Source organism: Brachymonas denitrificans (assembly GCF_907163135.1).
GTDB classification, from domain to species: domain Bacteria; phylum Pseudomonadota; class Gammaproteobacteria; order Burkholderiales; family Burkholderiaceae_C; genus Brachymonas; species Brachymonas denitrificans_A.
The window spans coordinates 1,336,988-1,354,713 of the sequence record NZ_CAJQUA010000001.1 but is presented as its reverse complement, the minus strand read 5'-3'; the positions used below and the strand labels follow the sequence as shown (position 1 = coordinate 1,354,713).

At 64.4% G+C, this 17,726-nt stretch carries 13 protein-coding genes; 8 read left to right on the top strand and 5 right to left on the bottom strand.

Translation table 11 applies throughout. The annotated features are described in order from the left end of the window. Positions 1-303: 303 nt before the first annotated feature. From nosZ to KKQ75_RS06365, 8 genes are all read left to right on the top strand, one after another. A complete protein-coding gene (gene nosZ, locus KKQ75_RS06400) occupies positions 304-2,262 on the top strand; it encodes a TAT-dependent nitrous-oxide reductase (protein WP_213361082.1) in 1,959 nt (652 codons plus the stop codon). 82 nt (positions 2,263-2,344) lie between these two features. Next, entirely contained in the window at positions 2,345-5,005 is a 2,661-nt protein-coding gene (locus KKQ75_RS06395; protein ID WP_213361081.1) for a NosR/NirI family protein, read from the top strand. 3 nt (positions 5,006-5,008) lie between these two features. Then, positions 5,009-6,316, top strand: coding sequence for a nitrous oxide reductase family maturation protein NosD (locus KKQ75_RS06390; RefSeq protein WP_213361080.1), 1,308 nt, complete (start codon positions 5,009-5,011; stop codon positions 6,314-6,316). Further along, the gene (locus KKQ75_RS06385) at positions 6,300-7,298 is read left to right on the top strand and encodes an ABC transporter ATP-binding protein (protein WP_213361079.1); all 999 of its coding nucleotides are present in this window, start codon (positions 6,300-6,302) and stop codon (positions 7,296-7,298) included. The genes KKQ75_RS06390 and KKQ75_RS06385 overlap by 17 nt, the downstream gene beginning before the upstream one ends. Next, positions 7,298-8,113, top strand: coding sequence for an ABC transporter permease (locus KKQ75_RS06380; RefSeq protein WP_213362700.1), 816 nt, complete (start codon positions 7,298-7,300; stop codon positions 8,111-8,113). The genes KKQ75_RS06385 and KKQ75_RS06380 overlap by 1 nt, the downstream gene beginning before the upstream one ends. Continuing rightward, the gene (locus KKQ75_RS06375) at positions 8,110-8,706 is read left to right on the top strand and encodes a nitrous oxide reductase accessory protein NosL (protein WP_213361078.1); all 597 of its coding nucleotides are present in this window, start codon (positions 8,110-8,112) and stop codon (positions 8,704-8,706) included. The genes KKQ75_RS06380 and KKQ75_RS06375 overlap by 4 nt, the downstream gene beginning before the upstream one ends. A 36-nt stretch (positions 8,707-8,742) precedes the next feature. After that, the gene (locus KKQ75_RS06370) at positions 8,743-9,408 is read left to right on the top strand and encodes a nitrous oxide reductase accessory protein NosL (RefSeq protein ID WP_250131021.1); all 666 of its coding nucleotides are present in this window, start codon (positions 8,743-8,745) and stop codon (positions 9,406-9,408) included. A gap of 18 nt (positions 9,409-9,426) precedes the next feature. Next, entirely contained in the window at positions 9,427-10,272 is an 846-nt protein-coding gene (locus KKQ75_RS06365; RefSeq protein ID WP_213361077.1) for a pirin family protein, read from the top strand. Positions 10,273-10,444: 172 nt separating this feature from the next. Here the strand turns inward: KKQ75_RS06365 and KKQ75_RS06360 are convergent, their stop codons facing one another. The 5 genes from KKQ75_RS06360 to pbpC form a co-directional block, all read right to left on the bottom strand. Beyond that, a complete protein-coding gene (locus tag KKQ75_RS06360; RefSeq protein WP_213361076.1) occupies positions 10,445-11,521 on the bottom strand; it encodes an extracellular solute-binding protein in 1,077 nt (358 codons plus the stop codon). Positions 11,522-12,010: 489 nt separating this feature from the next. Next, positions 12,011-13,228, bottom strand: a complete 1,218-nt coding sequence (gene dinB, locus KKQ75_RS06355; RefSeq protein ID WP_213361075.1) for a DNA polymerase IV — start codon at positions 13,226-13,228, stop codon at positions 12,011-12,013. A 72-nt stretch (positions 13,229-13,300) separates the two neighbouring features. Next, positions 13,301-13,756 (bottom strand): SPOR domain-containing protein, encoded by a 456-nt coding sequence (locus KKQ75_RS06350; RefSeq protein ID WP_213361074.1) that lies wholly within the window; start codon positions 13,754-13,756, stop codon positions 13,301-13,303. A 162-nt stretch (positions 13,757-13,918) separates the two neighbouring features. Continuing rightward, on the bottom strand, positions 13,919-15,076 hold the full coding sequence (locus tag KKQ75_RS06345) for an alpha-hydroxy acid oxidase (protein WP_213361073.1): 1,158 nt from the start codon (positions 15,074-15,076) through the stop codon (positions 13,919-13,921). A 294-nt stretch (positions 15,077-15,370) separates the two neighbouring features. Next, complete coding sequence (pbpC, locus tag KKQ75_RS06340) at positions 15,371-17,608, bottom strand: penicillin-binding protein 1C (RefSeq protein ID WP_250131020.1); 2,238 nt, start codon at positions 17,606-17,608, stop codon at positions 15,371-15,373. Between the last annotated feature and the right edge of the window lie 118 nt (positions 17,609-17,726).

Below are 17,726 nucleotides of genomic sequence, written 5' to 3'. Positions count from 1 at the left end.
CCATCCATCAGTGACCGGGCGCATGCGGCTCCTGCAGCGCCGGGTTGCGGCGGGTTTAACCCTGTAAGGGAATCATATCTTCCACCGTCAAAACACAGGGCACATTCTAATGAGATGGTCTCGACTTGTGTCTGAGCTGTCCCCTGTTGGCGGGATGGGGCGGCAATAGCTTGACTTGTATCAACTGAACGGATTTTGCATCTGGTTGCACATGCCCGATCGCGCTTAGTATGTAAATGGTTTAAGTGCCGGCCGGGCTGGGGAGCTTGGTTACAGGCACTGAACTATGTCAAGGAGCGTGTCATGAGCGAGGAAACGAGCAAGATATTGGGTGCCGTCAGCGGTCTGGGCCGTCGTCGGTTTTTGCACTCTGCAGCGGCCGTGGGCGTCAGCGCAGTGGGCGCGGTCGGCTTGGCCGGCTGTAACGACAAGAAGGGTCCCGCAGGCGGTGCAGCCTCCGGTGCCGGTGCGGCAGCCAGCGGTGGCGGCGAGCACAAGGTCGGCGGTGCCGGTTCGGTCGAGGTAAAGCCCGGCCAGCTGGATACCCACTACGGCCTGTGGAGCAGCGGCCATACGGGCGACATGCGCGTGCTGGGCATTCCGTCCGGGCGCGAATTGCTGCGCATTCCCTGCTTCGTGCCCGATCCGCTGATCGGCTGGGGCCTGACCAACGAGTCCAAGGCCATCATGGGCACCAAGCCGGATGGCTCTCTGCAGTACACCGTGGCGGATACCCACCACATCCATGCCTCGTACAAGGATGGCATCTACGACGGCAAGTACTGCTGGATCAACGACAAGATCAACGCCCGTCTGGCGCGTTTCCGCCTGGATTACATGATCTGCGACAAGATCACCACCATCCCGAACATCCAGGGCTTCCACGGCATCTTCCCGGACAAGCGCGATCCGGTCGATCCCGCCATCAACCACACCACGCGCGTGTTCTGCGGCCAGGAATTCCACGTGCCCATGCCCAACAAGGGCAAGGACGTGAATGATCCGACCAAGTACCACTGCCTGTTCACCTGCGTGGACGCCGAGAGCATGGAAGTGCGCTGGCAGGCACGCATCGACGGCAACTGCGACCTGGTGGCCACCTCGTTCGATGGGAAGCTGGCGGCCAGCAACCAGTACAACACCGAGAATGGCGTGCACTTTGCCGAGATGATGTCGGCCGAGCGCGATGCCTGCCTGTTCTTCAACATCGCCCGCATCGAGCAGGCCGTGAAGGATGGCAAGTTCACCACCATCGGCGACTCCAAGGTGCCGGTGGTCGATTGCACGGTGGAAGCCAACAAGGATCCGAAGACGGCATTGTCCGTGCGCGTGTCCGTGCCGAAGAACCCGCACGGCGTGAACGCCACGCCCGACGGCAAGTACTTCGTCTGCTCCGGCAAGCTCTCGCCCACGGCCACCGTGATCGAGCTGCAGAAGGTGCTGGACTGGTTCGACGGCAAGCTTGACGAAATCGACAAGGCCATCGTGGCCGAACCCGAAATCGGCCTGGGCCCGCTGCACACTACATTTGATGGTCGCGGCAACGCCTACACCACGCTGTTCCTGGACAGCCAGGTGGTGAAGTGGAACATCGAGACCGCCATCAAGAAGCATGCCGGCGACAAGGCGCTGAACCCGGTAGTGGACCGTCTGGACGTGATGTACCAGCCGGGCCACATCAACGCCACGCAGGCCGAGACCATCGAGGCCGACGGCATCTGGATGGCAGTGGGCAACAAGTTCTCCAAGGACCGCTTCCTGCCGGTGGGCCCCATGCACCCGGAAAACGACCAGCTGGTCGACATCACCGGCGACAAGATGATCCTGGCCCACGACAACGCCGTACGCCCCGAGCCGCACGACTTCGTGATCTTCAAGCGCGACTGGCTCCACACCAAGCAGGTGTACAGCCTGGACGACTTCCCGCAGGGCGTGCGCGAGCCCAAGGAAACCGGTGTCACCCGTGAAGGCAAGAAAGTCACTGTGCGCATGGCCTCCATCGCACCGACCTACTACCCGATCGAGTTCAACGTGAAGGTGGGCGACGAAGTAACGCTGATCCTGACCAACCTCGACAAGGTGGAAGACCTGACCCATGGCTTCGCCCTGCCCGAGTACAACGTGCAGTTCCTGGTGAACCCGCTGGAGACCAAGTCGGTGACGTTCAAGATCGACAAGCCTGGCGTGTTCTGGTTCTACTGCACCAACTTCTGCCACGCGCTGCACCTGGAGATGCGTGGACGGATGATCGTCGAAGCCTGATTTCCCGACAGGGAGCCAAGGCAGACCGGGGCCGGGTTGACAAGGGCCCGCCCCCGGTCTTGTTTGCAAGCGTGGAGTAGTCATGAACTGGTTAAGCATTGCGCGCAGGCTGGCCGTTGCGGTCGGGCTGGCAGTTGCGGCGGCATCGCCCGCACTGGCGTCGACAAACAGCGGCACGGGCGCTGGCGGCTCGCAGGCCTATGAGGCCGAACTGCCGGCCGATCTGGCCACCGCCAAGGACATGTGCGCGCTGCTGCCGTGCAAGGATGTGTTTCCGGGAGCGGCGTCGTTCTCGGAGCGCAAGGGGCAGCCTCCTTACGTGGAAGCCTACGGCGCAGACGGCAAGACCAGGCTGGGCTACGTGATGCTCTCCACCGACATCACCGATACGCCGGCCTATTCCGGCAAGCCGGTGGTGACGCTGATCGGCATGGACAACGAGGGCAAGTTCGTGGGTGTGAAGGTGCTCAAGCACTCCGAGCCCATCCTGCTGCTCGGCATTCCCGAGTCGGCGCTGATCAATTTCAACAACCAGTATGTCGGCAAGTCGGTCAAGGACAAGATCGAGGTAGGCTCCTCGCATGCCGATGACGAGGTGATCGGCGTGGATGCCATTTCCGGCGCCACCGTGACCGTGATTGCACAGAACCAGGTGCTGATGACCTCGGGCGCGGCGATTGCCAAGCAGGTCGGCATCATGGCGCAGACCATCCGGCCGCAGCCCAAGTACGTGCCGCTGGCCGAGGGGGCCGAGCTGCCGGACTGGAACACGCTGGTCAAGCAGGAAGCCGTGCGCCGCATCGTGGTGCAGCCGCAGCAGGTGGGGCTGGACAAGACAGGCGAGCCTTTCATCGAGCTGTGGTTCGGCTCGCTCAATTCGCCCATCGTGGGCCAGGCCGTGCTCGGCAAGAGCAACTGGCAGAACCTGATGAGCCAGCTCAAGCCGGAAGAGACGGCGATTTTTGTGATCCGCACCGCCGGCAAGGAATCCTTCAAGGGTTCGGGCTTCGTGCGCGGCGGCATCTATGACCGCGTGCAGGTGCGCCAGGATGGTGACACCTTCACCTTCCGCGATACCGATGCGCTGAATCTGTACAGCGTGGCGGCCAAGGGCGCGCCGACCTTCACCGAGGCGGCCATCTTCATGGTGCGCTCCAAGGCCTTTTCGGATGCCTACCCGTGGCAGCTGACCTTCCTGGGCAACAAGGTGGACCGCGAAACCGGAACCCGCACTTTCGCCAACTTCGAAACGCCGTACTGGATGCCGGCGCAATACCTGCAGGGCGGCCATCCCAAGATCGAGAAAAAGGATCCGAGCTGGCTCAAGGTATGGAAATCGCGCGCTGTTGAAATCAGCCTGTTCGCGCTGCTGCTGGTGGCCGTGACCGTGGTGTACGCGCTGCGTGATCCGCTTACGCGCCGCTCCACGCACAAGAACAAGTGGCCGGTGAATGCCTTCAAGTATTCATTCTGGATGATCTTCATCGTCTGGGTCGGCTTCATCATGATGGCGCAACCGTCCATCACGCAGGTGCTGACCTGGCTGCACTCGCTGCTGTTCAAGTGGGAGTGGACGCTGTTCCTGAGCGACCCGTTCATCTTCCTGTTCTGGGTCTTCATCTTCATCACCATCTTCGTGTTTGGCCGCGGCCTGTTCTGCGGCTGGACCTGCCCGTTCGGTTCCATCCAGGAGATCATCCACAAGGTGGCCGGCGCCGTGGGCCTCAAGCGCTTCCAGTTCCAGCTGCCGCAGGTCTGGCATGACCGCCTGAAGTGGATCAAGTACGCGGTGTTCTTCGGTCTGGTGGTGGTGTCGCTGTTCTCCATGGGGCTGGCCGAGAAACTCTCGGAAGTGGAACCCTTCAAGACCACCTTCCTGGTGGGCATTACCAACCGCAGCTGGCCGTACGTGACATTCGTGACGGTGATTTTCGGTCTGTCGATTTTCATCGAGCGTCCGTATTGCAAGTACGTGTGTCCGCTGGGCGCCTCGCTGGCCATGCCGAGCACCTTCCGCTGGTTCGGCCTCAAGCGCAAGGCCGACTGCAACAGCTGCAAGGCCTGTGCCAAGGGCTGTGGCGCGCAGGCGATCGACGCCGACGGCCGCATCGACCACCGCGAGTGCCTGCACTGCCTGGATTGCATGATCCTCTATACGGATACGACTGGCTGCCCGCCGCTGGCCAAGGAGCGCAAGCTGCGTGAACGCGAAGGCCAGCCGCTCACCGCCATTGGCAAGAACGGCTACTTCATCCCGATCGTGCCGATCCAGGACGACCGCCAGTTGCAGCACGCCGCTGCGCTGCTGGCGAAGAAGCCAGATCCGCGCCTGCCCACCGAAGTGGCAGTGCCGCCCGTGGCCGAAGCCCGTGGCATCAAGCGCCTGTGGATCGAGATCGTGGACCATTTGTGGCCCTTCAACCGCGACAGCTGGAAAGGCAGCCGCATCCTCACCGCCGTCGGCATTGCCCTGGCACTGGCCGCATCGCTGGTGTGGGTATTGGCCGCGCAGGGCAGTGCTTCGCCCATCATGGTGATCGGCTGGTGGTTTGGATGGAGTGTGTTCGAAGTGCTGATCCGTCTGCAAGGCAAGCGTTACGTGAAGGATGGCCCCTGGTGGGGCACGGTATATCGCCGTGCCAACATCATGGACATGCTGGCCTATGTCGGCTTCAAGAACCTGCTGATCGGTGCGGCGCTGTTCTGGGCGCTGAAGGCCACCGGCCTGATGACGATAGGCTGAGCCATGACACGGAGCAGTACCCACCGTGTCCCCCGCCAACGCCTCGGCGTGCTGCTGGCCTGTCTGCTGGCGCTGCCGGCAGCGCAGGCGGCCGTGATCGGCGTGAAACCTGGGGAGAGCATCCAGGCCGCCATCGACAGGGCTCAGCCCGGCGATGTGGTCGAAGTGCAGCGCGGCCGCTATGAAGAGAACCTGCGCATCGAAAAGACCATCACGCTGCGCGGCATCAACCGTCCGCGCGTGAGCGGCGGCGACAAGGACGACACCATCCGCGTGACGGCGCCCGATGTCGTGATCGAAGGCATGATCGTCTCCGACTCCGGCGGCAGCCTGCTCAAGCAGAACGCCGGCATCTACATCCAGCCCGGCGCGCACCGCGCCAAGGTGCAGAACTGCTGGCTCAACTACAACCTGTTCGGCTTGTGGATCGAGAAGGCCGACGATGTGCAGGTGCTGAACAACAACATCACCGGCAAGCGCGATTTCGACAGCGCTCAGCGCGGCAACGGCGTCCAGCTCTACAACACCAAGGGCGCGAAGATCATCGGCAACCAGGTGAGTTTCGTGCGCGATGCGCTCTACATCGACGTGTCGCACCATGCGGAGTTCAAGCAGAACAACATGCACCACAGCCGTTACGGCACGCACTACATGAACTCCTACTACAACGTGTGGGAAGACAACGATACCTGGGCCAACCGCAGCGGCCTGGCGCTGATGGAAGTGCGCGACCAGGTGGTGCGCAACAACCGCGCCTGGGACAACCTGGACCACGGCATCATGTTGCGCACCCTGCAGGATGCGGTGGTCGAAAACAACGTGGTGATGCGCAACGGCCGCGGCTTCTTCGTCTATGACGTGGAATACACTCAACTCACCGGCAACGTGGTGGCCGACAACAAGATCGGCGTGCACCTGTCGGGTTCGGCCCGCAACGAGGTGGACGGGAACGACTTCATCGGCAACCAGGAGCAGATCAAGTACATCGGCACGCGCGACACGCAGTGGGGCGGCAAGCGCGGCAATTACTGGAGCAACTACCGGGGCTGGGACCGCGATACCGACGGCCGTGGCGACATCTCCTACGAGGCCAACGACGTGGTGGACCGCCTGAGCTGGCGCTACCCCATGGTGCGCCTGTTGCTGGCCAGCCCCGCAGTGCAGGTGCTGCGCATGGTGGGCCAGCAGTTCCCGGTGCTGCGCGTACCCAGTGTGGTGGAAAAGAACCCCCGTATGGAGCCGGTTACTCCCGATTGGGAAAAATGGCGCTATATGTTGACAAGGAAAATTACCCATGCCCCAAGAAGTTAACGTGGCATCGCCTGCGGGCGGGGAGCCCGTCATTACCCTGCGCAACGTGACGCGGCGTTTCGGCGCCTTCACGGCGGTGGATGACGTGTCCATGGACATCGTGCGCGGAGAAGTGTTCGGCCTGATCGGGCACAACGGCGCCGGCAAAAGCACACTGTTCAAGATGATGCTGGGCCTGCTGGCCGTGAGCAGCGGCGATATCCGGATTTCCGGTGCGCCGGTGTCGGGCAGCGGCGCCCGCGCCGTGCGCCGTCACATCGGCTACCTGCCCGAGAACGTGGCGCTGTGGGACAACCTGACCGGGCTGGAAACCCTGCACTTCTTTGCCCGCCTCAAACGCATCGACAAGGCGGAATGCCAGCCGCTGCTCGAGCGCGTGGGCCTGGGCCATGCCGGCAAGCGGCCGGTGCGCGCCTATTCCAAGGGCATGCGCCAGCGCCTGGGCTTTGCACAGGCGCTGCTGGGCAGGCCGCAGGTGCTGTTCCTGGATGAACCAACCACCGGCCTGGATCCCCATGCCATCCATTTCTTCTGGGACACGCTGGCCGAATTGCGCGACCAGGGCCTGACCATTGTGCTGACCTCGCACATCCTGGCCGAATTGCAGAACCGGGTGGACCGCGTCGCCGTGCTGACCAACGGCAAGGTACAGGCACTCGGCAGCGTCGAAGCGCTGCGAGACATGCATGACCTGCCCATCATCGTGCAGCTGCAGCTTTCGCCGCAAATGGCCACAGCCCAGCGTGATGCGCTGATCGCAGGCCTGCCGCCGCAGTTGGCCGGTCTGCCGGTGGAGCGTCAGGCCAACGGCCTGCAGTTCAGCGTGCCACGTGCCAGCAAGCTGCCGCTGCTGCAGCATGTGATGGCGTGGAATGGCGCCGTGCAGGACATCCAGGTGAGCGAGCCTTCGCTCGAAGACATGTTCTTCGGCAAGTCGACGACTCCGGTCCAACCGACGGCCACAGCCGGCAAGGAGGCATGATGGAACTGCGACAGATTGCCACCATCGCCTCCAAGGAATTCCGCGATCGCCTGCGCAACCGCTGGGTGCTGGCCGTGGCGCTGGTGTTTGCCATATTTTCACTGGTCATAGCCTATGCCGGTGGCGCCCAGCAGGGCACCGTGGGCATCCGTTCCATCGAATTCACCATCACCAGCCTGGTGAGTCTGGTGATTTACCTGGTACCGCTGATTGCGCTGCTGCTCGGCTTCGACGCCATCGTGGGCGAGCGCGAACGGGGTTCACTCGATCTGCTGCTGGCGCTGCCCATCACGCGCGGTGAACTGCTGATCGGCAAGTACCTGGGTCTGGCGCTCGCGCTGACCCTGGCGATGCTGGTGGGGCTGGCGCTGGTGGGTGTGGTGCTCACCATGCAGTTCGGCACGCGGGCCGTCTACCATTACGGCGGCTTCGTCATGAGTTCGCTGCTGATGGGGCTGGCGTTCCTGAGCATGGCGGTGCTGATGTCCGTGATCGCGCGCGACCGCACCCGCGCCTCGGGCGGCGCCGTGATCCTGTGGTTCCTGTTAGTGCTGGTGTTCGACCTGGTGCTGCTCGGCGTTCTGGTGGCCACCAGCGGACATTACGGCGGAGATGCATTTCCTTATCTGCTGTTAATGAATCCCACGGATATTTTCCGCATCATGAACGTATTCAGCACCGAAGACATCCGCAGCGCCTACGGGCTGGTGAACGTGGTGCCGCCGGTGCTGGCCAACATCTGGGTATTGACCGGCGCCATGCTGGTGTGGATTGCCGTGCCGCTGGCACTGGCCAACTGGAGATTCAAGCCATGAGCAAGACAACCTATCTGTGCCGCTGCTGCCGCGAACCGCGCACCGACCATGACGAGCGCTTCTCCGAACGCCGCCTGTTCCTGGGCCTGATGGCGCTCGCCAGCATTGCCCCGCTGGCTGCGTGCGGCTCGAAAGAGGGCGAGGGCAAATCCGGCGCCATCCAGCCGGCCCCGATCACCCAGGGCACCTCCTGCGAGCTGGACGGCATGCTGCTGGTGGACTACCCCGGCCCCAAGGGCCAGATCCACTATGCCGATGCCAAGGAGCCTGCCTTCTTCTGCGACACCATGGAGCTGCTCAACACACTCATCATCCCCGAGGTGGTGCGCAAGGTGGACGCCGCTTTCGTGCAGGACATGGGTCAGACCGACTGGGACAACCCCAAGGGCGCCTGGATCGACGCGCGCACCGCCATCTACGTGCATGGCAGCAAGCGCAAGGGCTCCATGGGGCCGACCTTTGCCAGCTTCTCGAAGGAAGAGGACGCGCAGAAATTCATCGCCGAATACGGCGGCACCCTGGTGCGCATGGCCGACATCAAGCCCGAGATGGTCGACCTGCGCGGCGGCGTGAACACCGACGACCGGATGTAAGCCCGGAGCCCGTACCGACCAGCAGCGGAGAGTGCCATGTCAGCCATCCTTCCTCCTGATTCTTCCAGCTACCGGCGCCTGTCGCGCCGCCGCCTGCTGTGGTGGGGCGGGGCGGCGCTGGTGGCAGGTGCCGGCGCAGCTGCTGGCCTGTCGCGCAACTACTGGATGTCCCTGCTCGGCGGCGACGAGGAGGAGGACATGCTGCACGTCTGCGTGGTGGCGCCTCCCTATCCCTATGACCCCGCCAGCGGCCTGCCCATGGAAGCGCCGCGCGCCATTCCCAAGGATGCGCGCTGCCCCGTATGCGGCATGTACCCGGAGCGCACGCCGGCCTGGGCGGCGCAGGTCATCTACAAGGACGGCGGCGTGCACTTCTTCGATTCGCCGGTCGATCTGCTGCAGTTCCTGAAGAACGTGCCCGGTTTCAGTCCCGGCTACACGCGGGAAGACATCATCTCGGCCTGGGTCACCTACGGCCGCACCGGCCAGTGGCTGGCGCACGACAAGGCCTGGTACGTGCATGGCTCCGATGCACTCGGCCCCATGCGCATGGGCGATCTGCCGGCCTTTCCCACACGCGAGGCGGCGCAGGAATTTGCCGGCCGGCGCGGCGGCAAGGTGCTGGCCTTTGGCGACATCACGCCCTCCATCCTCAAGAGCCTGTCGAGCGACCGTTCGCACGCCATGCACGAAAACATGTAGTAAACACACAGGAAGTTCATGAAAAAGAAAGTCATCGGGGTCACCATGGCCCCCGCTGCGCGCCAGTTTGGCAATGCCTATGAGGGCCATGTTTTCTTCGGCAGCCAGGGGCTGGGCCGGCAGATCAATCCGGTCGCGCAGGTGGACCATGTGCCGCCCGCCGGACAGCAACTGGCCGGAGGCAGCACCGATGCGCAGGCACTGCGCGGTTGCGAAATCGTCACGCTGGTGACGCGTGGCAGCGTGGAGGCCCGGGATTCTGCCGGCAACCGCGTGCAGCTGCAGCAAGGCGATGCCCAGTGGCTGACGGCGGGCAGCGGCCTGCTGCGCAGCGAAACGGTGCAGGGCGCAGAGCCGGTGGAGCTGACCCATGTGCTGGTCAACCTGCCCGCGCAATTCAAGATGACACCCCCGCACAGCCAGCACCTGGCCAGCGCGGCCATTCCGCAAGTGACGTTGCCTGAAGGCGCCGGAACGCTGCGCGTGATTGCCGGCGAATACGAAGGTCAGCTGGGCCCGGCAGAAACCGTAGGCCCCGTGCAATTGTGGACCATGGATCTGCGCCAGGGCCACAGCGCCACCGTACCGCTTCCCACCGGCTGGTATGCCGTGGTGCTGGTGCTGGATGGCCGGCTCGAGGCCAGCTACTGGCCCCATCCCGTCACCGACCGTCAGCTGGTGGTGATCGACCGCGTGGGGGACGAAGTGCTGCTCACGGCCTGGGAAGACACGCGTCTGATCCTGGTGAGCGCCGAGCCGCTGAACGAGGAAGTGGCGGGGGAAGACGGGCTGATCCTGAACACGGCGGAAGAACTGGCGCAGGCCCGCCTGGACCTTGAGGCAGGCCAGTTCGGCGCGCTGTAAGGCAAGACTGTGCAGGGTGTGGCTGTGCCGCCAAGAGGCGAGCCAACTGCCAAGCCCGTGCTACACGCTTCGTGCTTTGCGCCCCGATCGAATATAAAAAAGGCGCCGCAAGCGGCGCCAAGGGAACACTTCGTCGGTGCCCGTGCCTGTGTGGCGCCGGGCAACTGCCGGCTTACTTGTAGCCGACGCGGTCCAGCATCTGCTGCACCTTCACCTGATTCTTGCCCACCACGGCAACCGGGATGGTCTCGGACTTGAACGCCTTGCCGCCCGTCATGGCCTTGAGCGCGGAGTTGTCGATGACCACGCCATTGGCCACCGGCCATTCGTTGTTGCCATCGGCAAAGTAGCGCTGGGCCTGCGGGCTGGCCAGGTATTCCAGGAATTTCTGGGCCAGATCCTTGTTTCTGGAATGCTTGGCAACTGCACCGCCAGCGATGTTCATGTGCGTACCCCAGCTCGACTGGTTGGGGAACACTACGCCTACTTTCTCGACCACGGCGCGATCGGCCGGGTTGCTGGAGCGCATCAGGCGCGCCAGGTAGTAGGAGTTGGTCAGTGCCACGCCGCATTCGCCGCTTGCCACGGCCTTGATCTGGTCGGTGTCACCGCCCTTGGGTGCCCGCGCCATGTTGCCCACCATGCCCTGCAGCACGGCTTGCGTCTTGTCGGCGCCGATGTGCTCGACCATGGTGCTGAACAGGCTCAGGTTGTAGGGGTGCGAGCCACTGCGCGTGCAGACCTTGCCCTTGTTGTTGGCAGCTGCCAGCTTTTCGTAGCTGTCCACATCGGCCGCCTTGACATTCGCCTTGTTGTACACGATCACGCGGGCACGGGTGGAAAAGCCGAACCAGGTGCTGCCGTTGGCATGCGTGTTGTCACGGTATTGGGCCGGGATGGCTTTCTCCAGCACGGGCGACTTGATCGGGGCAAACAGGCCGTCGGCATCGGCCTTGGCCAGGCGGGAAGCGTCCACCAGCAGGATCACGTCGGCGGGGGAAGCGCTGCCCTCGGCCTTCAGGCGCTGCAGCACGCCGGCATCATCGGTGTCCACGCGGTTGATCTTGACGTTGTTGGCCTTGGCAAAAGCGTCGTACAGGGCCTGGTCGGTCTGGTAGTGGCGGGCGGAGTAGATGTTGAGGACTTTCTGCTGGGCCAGCACGGACGGTGCAGCCAGGGCAGCCGCGAGGGCAGCGGCGCCGATAGAGCCGAGGGCGAGGGTTTTGCGATTCAGAAAACGCTGGGACATGATGCGGAAAAACTCCTGGTTGGTCGTGACGGCTTCTTGCCGCGTGGGTGCCATTATACATAAAAGAATGCGAATCAATATCATTACAGATGCAAGTAGGGAAATTCCTGTTGTGACGGTGCTACTGTGGCAAGTGTGAGGGACTCGTTCGTTGATCTGGGCTTTGAGGCCGCTTCGGCTTGCGCGGGGAATGGGCCCGGGTCCGGCACCGGCTCCGGCTCCGGCTCGCTGCGCTCACGAAATCGCCTGATCCGGACCCGGGCCCATTCCCCGCGCAAGCCAAAGCTGCGGCAGTGGTGCACCCCATACACTCTCTCTGTCATTCGGGGCGGACGGCACCTGCTTCGGTTGGCGTTGGGTGCGGGTTAGGCGATTTCGTGAGCGCAGCGAGCATGAGCCCAACCCGCACCCAACGCCAACCGAAGCGCCCCCCGACACCCGAATCAGCCCCACCCCTGATGCGAAACGGAAATGGAGAGGGGGAGCGGCTCAGAACAGCGGCAAAGTCGTGTCTTCGCGTGACTGTCCCTGCGTCTCGTTGTGATGCAGGGCCTCGTCATTGGGCAGCAGATTGCCCACCCGCACACCCAGCAGGCGGAACGGGCGCGTCAGGTCCACACGCTTGAGGCACTGGCCGGCGGCATGGCGGATCTCGCGGGCGTCGGCCGTGTAATGCCGGATGCTGTGGTCGCGCGTGGCGATGCGAAAATCCGGATAGCGCAGCTTGATGCCGATGGTGCGCCCCATATAGCCCTTGCGCTGCAGGTCGGCCGCTACCTGCTGGCACAGCGCGGTGAAAATCTGCCCCAACTCGGCCTTGTCGTGCACCGCATGCAGATCGCGCTCGAATGTGGTTTCGCGGCTCATGCTGACCGGTTCGCTGTGCGTTTCCACCGGCCGGTCGTCGCGGCCCCAGGCCGCATCGTGCAGCCAGCTGCCGTAGGACTTGCCGAACTGCTCCATCAGCCAGAAGCGGTCGCGCGCGGCCAGTTCGCCGATGGTGCGGATGTCCAGCCGCTCCAGCTTCGCACCCGATTTGGGGCCGATGCCATTGATCTTGCGGCAGGACAGCGGCCAGATCAGGCTCTCCAGGTCGTCCGGCTGGACGATGCTGACCCCGTTCGGCTTGTTGAATTCGCTCGCCATCTTGGCCAGCAGCTTGTTGGGTGCCACGCCCACCGAGCAGGTCAGCTGCGTGGTCTCGAAAATCGCTTGCTGGATGCGCTGCGCCAGCACCCGGCCGCCATCCTCCTGTCCGCCAGGCACCTCGGTGAAATCGATGTACACCTCGTCCACCCCACGGTTTTCCATCACTGGCGCGATGCGTGTGATGACCGATTTGAACATGCGCGAATAATGGCGGTAGCGCTCGAAGTTCACCGGCAGCAGGATGGCCTGCGGGCACAGACGCGCCGCCTTCATCATGCCCATGGCGGAGCCCACGCCATAGGCACGCGCCGGGTAGGTGGCGGTGGTGATCACGCCGCGACCGGTATAGCTGCCGAGGCGGTCGAACGCATCGACGGGAATGTCCGCATGGCGCTCGCCGTACTGTTCGCGCAGTGCGAGGTCGTTGCGGCTCGGACTGCCGCCAATCACCACCGGCAGGCCCTTGAGTTGCGGATAGCGCAGCAGTTCGACCGATGCGAAGAAGGCATCCATGTCGAGGTGCGCGATGCGGCGGGTCAGCGGGGCGGGCTGGCTCATGGGGCAACAAAGCAAGACAGCCACGCGCCGCTGGATGCGGGCACGTGGCTGTGCAGGCGGATCGGGCCGGAATCAGGGAGCGGCGTTGACCACCTCGCTGCCCGTGCCGGTGCGGATGGTGCCGGCAGCGGCGGCGCGTTCCTGGTCGTTGGCGAAGGGGCCGATCAGCACGCGGAAATTGACGCCGCGCGGTGCCACGAAGACCTTGCCGGCCATACTGGGCACCTTGGTGCGGATGTTGTCGGCAGCGCGGTCGGCATTGGCCTGGGAGGAAAAGGTGCCGGCCTGCAGGTGCAGGCCATTCAGCGGAGCACCGGCCAGCGGCTGGCCGGTTACCTGCGAGCTGCCCACGGCACTGGTCGTGGCACCCGGAGCGGGCGTGCCTGCGCCGTCGGGATGGATGCTGGCATCGACCACCGGCACATTGCTATCGGTGCTCGGCGGCAGGTTGATGTTGGTGCAGGCCGCCAGCGACAGGGCGGAGGTGGCCAGCAGCAGGCTGGCAGCGCGCGTGAAAGTCAGGGTCATGTGCATGGATCCGGAAAAAGGATTACATGAAACGCCCGACCGCTGCGGCAGCATCGAAACCGCGCCCAGTCAGGCAACACCTTATTGTGCCCCATTCGCAGCGCCGCCCGCGGGGCGCGCGGGAAAGCAAATGGTATGCGCTTGTGACACGCAGCAGGCCCATCAGGCCACCGGGTAAGTTCCCTGGAGCAGGATGCTGCGATCCACCTGGTTGATGTCGGTATGGCCGCAGAAGGCCATGCTCACATCCAGCTCGTTGTGGATGATCTTGAGCGCCTTGGTCACGCCGGCTTCGCCCATGGCGCCCAGCCCGTACAGGAAGGCACGGCCGATCCAGGCGCTGCGGGCACCCAGTGCCCAGGCCTTGAGCACGTCCTGGCCGCTGCGGATGCCGCCGTCCATGTGCACCTCGATATCCTTGCCCACGGCATCGACGATGGCCGGCAGGGCGTTGATGGAACTGGGTGCGCCATCGAGCTGGCGGCCGCCGTGGTTGCTGACGACAATGGCGTCGGCACCACTTTCCACTGCAAGACGCGCATCTTCCTTGTCCATGATCCCTTTCAGGATGATTTTTTCACCCCAAAGTTTCTTGATTTCCTCGATGTCATTCCAGCTCAGCGCTGGATCGAACTGCTCGGCAGTCCAGGAGGCCAGCGAGGACATGTCGCTCACGCTCTTCGCGTGGCCGACGATGTTGCGGAAGGTGCGGCGCGAGGTGCCCAGCATGCCCAGGCACCAGCGCGGCTTGGTCGCCAGGTTGATCAGGTTGGCAATGGTGGGCTTGGGCGGGGTGGAGAGGCCGTTCTTCAGGTCCTTGTGGCGCTGTCCCAGCACCTGCAGGTCGAGCGTGACCACCAGCGCCGAGCAGTTGGCGGCCTTGGCGCGATCGATCAGGTTGCGCATGAAGTCCTTGTCCTTCATCACATAGAGCTGGAACCAGAACGGATGGCCGCCGGTGGCTTCGCTCACGTCCTCGATGGAGCAGATGCTCATGGTGGACAGGGTGAAGGGAATGCCGAATTGTTTGGCTGCACGCGCGGCCAGCATTTCGCCGTCGGCATGCTGCATGCCGGTCAGGCCGGTGGGGGCGATGGCTACCGGCATCGCCACGCGCTCGCCCAGCATGGTGGTAGCGGTGCTGCGGTTGTCCATGTTCACGGCCACGCGCTGGCGGAATTTGATCGGCTGGAAGTCGGCCTCGTTGGCTCGGTAGGTGGACTCGGTCCAGGAGCCGGCGTCGGCGTAGTCGTAGAACATGCGCGGCACGCGCTTCTCGGCCAGCACGCGCAGGTCTTCAATACAGGTGATGACGGACATGGAATATCTCCTCTATGCAGGCTCCGGCAATGCGGGGATGCTTATTGTTTAACGGGAATGGTCGCACAACGGCGGGTGCGGCACAAGGCGTGTCATGGTAGTGCGATCCCGGAAAAAAAGGCGGTACTTTTGGATGAAATCCGCGAGAGGCGATTGAGGAAATTTTGAGGGCTTGCGGGCTGGTTGCGAGGTGTTCCCGTTTACGTTCCTGGGGCACTTGGCACTTGGCACTTGGCACTTGGCACTCGACATTCATCGCGCATGGGTGCAGCGGCGCAGCGCTGCAGGGGTCCGTCACGGGCGACCGCTTGTACCGTTTGCGCCGGTCCGAACGCCAGCCCCCCGCACTTCGATTCCCACCCGATCCAGCACCTTGCCGTCTCCCTGGCGCAATTCCACGCTATGGCGTCCCGGCCAGGGCAGCCAGCCGACTGCGTTCCCCTGGCCGATGCGCTTGCCGCTGATCCACCATTGCGCGTTGGGGACCCGGGTGCGCAACATCAGGCGCTGGCGCTCGGGCGGGATGTCGGGGTCGAGGGCGAGGATGGTGCCGTCGCTCGGGCTGTCGATGCGGGCGAGGGCGCTGGCGGAGGTGCGCCCGGCCTGTGGGGCGACGGCAAACACGGCCTGTTCGGTACCGGTGATGAACCATTCGGTGCGTGGCGGTTCGCGCAGTGAGGCTCCGGCGCTGGGGGGAACGTCGAAGCGCACCTGGCGGCTGACGACGCCCGGCGGCGGCATTGGAGCCCGGCTGGGCGTGCTGGCGTGCAGGTGCTGCATCAGCGCCGCCCAGATCGGGGCTGCGCCGCTGGTGCCGCTCACGTCCCACATCGCATCGCCACGCGCATTGCCTACCCAGACGCCAATGGTGTAGCGCTGGCTCCAGCCGACCACCCAGTTGTCGCGCATGTCCTTGCTGGTGCCGGTTTTCACGGCAGTCCAGAAGCGCGTGTGCAGCAGGCTGTTGGGGCCGAAGGTGACCAGGCGTGCGTTGTTGTCGGACAGGATCTGGCCGACGATGAAGGCGGCGCGCTCGTCGATGGCCTGGCGGAAGGCGGGGTTGCCTGTTGCAGGCTGTGAGGTGGAGAACCCGCCTGCCCCTGTGGTGGCGGAAGCCGCGTTGCCACCATCCCCTGCGTTGGCAGCCGGTGCGTTGGGGAGCTGCATGCGCACCTCGGCCCAGCGCCCGCCATTGGCCAGCGCGCGATAGGCATTGGTCAGTTGCAGCAGGTTCATCTCCGGGCTGCCGAGCGCCAGGCTGTAGCCGTAGTAGTCACCAGTGCGGGCCAGGGCAATGCCCAGTTGCCGCAGCTGGCGTGCAAACGGATTGACACCCACCATGCCGATGGTGCGCACGGCCGGCACATTCAGCGAGTTGCCCAGTGCGGTGCGCACCGATACCCAGCCCTTGAAGTGGCGGTCGTAGTTCTGCGGAATGTAGAGGCCGCTTTGCGTCGGAATCGCGGCGGGCGAATCGTGCAGCAGCGAGGCTGCGGTCAGCCGGCGTTCGGCAATCGCCTGGGCATAGAGCAGGGGTTTGAGCGTGGAGCCCGGCTGGCGCGGCGCCAGCACGGCATCGACTTCGGGGCTGTGGCTGGTGCGCACCGACGCGCCGACCCAGGCCAGTACGTCCCCACTGGCGGTGTCCAGCACCAGCACGGCGCCGTCCTGCACATTGCGGCCCGCAAGTTCGTGCATCTGGCGCAGCAGTTGCTGCGTGGCAAGGCGTTGCAAGGGGGCGGACAGCGTGCTGCGCAACCGGGTGCCGGCCGGCTGCCCGCTCAGCAACCTGCGTGCCAGATGCGGCGCGTTGCCATCGCTCGGCGCCCAGGCCTTGCGCTGCATCACGCCGGCTGCATACAAGCCCAGGCTGTCGCATAGCACGGCGCTGCGTGGGGTTTTCTGCATGGATGCCAGCACGCCGCAGGCCCGTTGCCCGACGGCATCCGGCCCGGCATTGGGAGCACGCACCAGCGCGGCGGTAATGGCGGCTTCACGCGCATCCAGGCCGTGCGCGGCCTTGCCGAACAGGGTGCGGCTGAGCGCGTCGATGCCGACGATCTCGCCGCGAAACGGCACCAGGTTGAGATAGGCCTCGAGGATCTCGTCCTTGCGCCAGCGCCCATCCAGCATGCGCGCCGAGGCCGCCTGGCCGAACTTCTGCAGCAGCGTACGGCCACCCTGGCCGCGCTTCAGGTCGTCGTCGATCAGGCCGACCAGCTGCATGGTGATGGTGGAAGCGCCGCGCGTGCGGGTGTTCCACAGATTGCCCCAAGCGGCCGCGCCTGCCGCTTGCCAGTCCACGCCGCTGTGTTCGTAGAAGCGCTTGTCTTCGCTCAGCAGCAGGGCGGTGCGCAAGGCGGGTGACACATCGGCCAGCGCCACCCACTGGCCGCGTCGCACCTGGGGATTGGTACGCAGCCGGTGCACGATCTCGCCGTTGCGATCCAGCAGCAGGGATTCGGAGGAGACGAAATCCTGCCGTACTTGGGCAAAGCTGGGCAGCGCGTGGGCTGCGGGGGTATACAGCACCGCACTTCCTGCCAGCAGAGCCGAGCCGAATGCATGAATGCGTGCACGGCCGATCACTTGGAGCAGGATCGCTCCGACGCCTGTGCCAAGCGGTCGTGCGCCGGACTCCGCGCGGCGC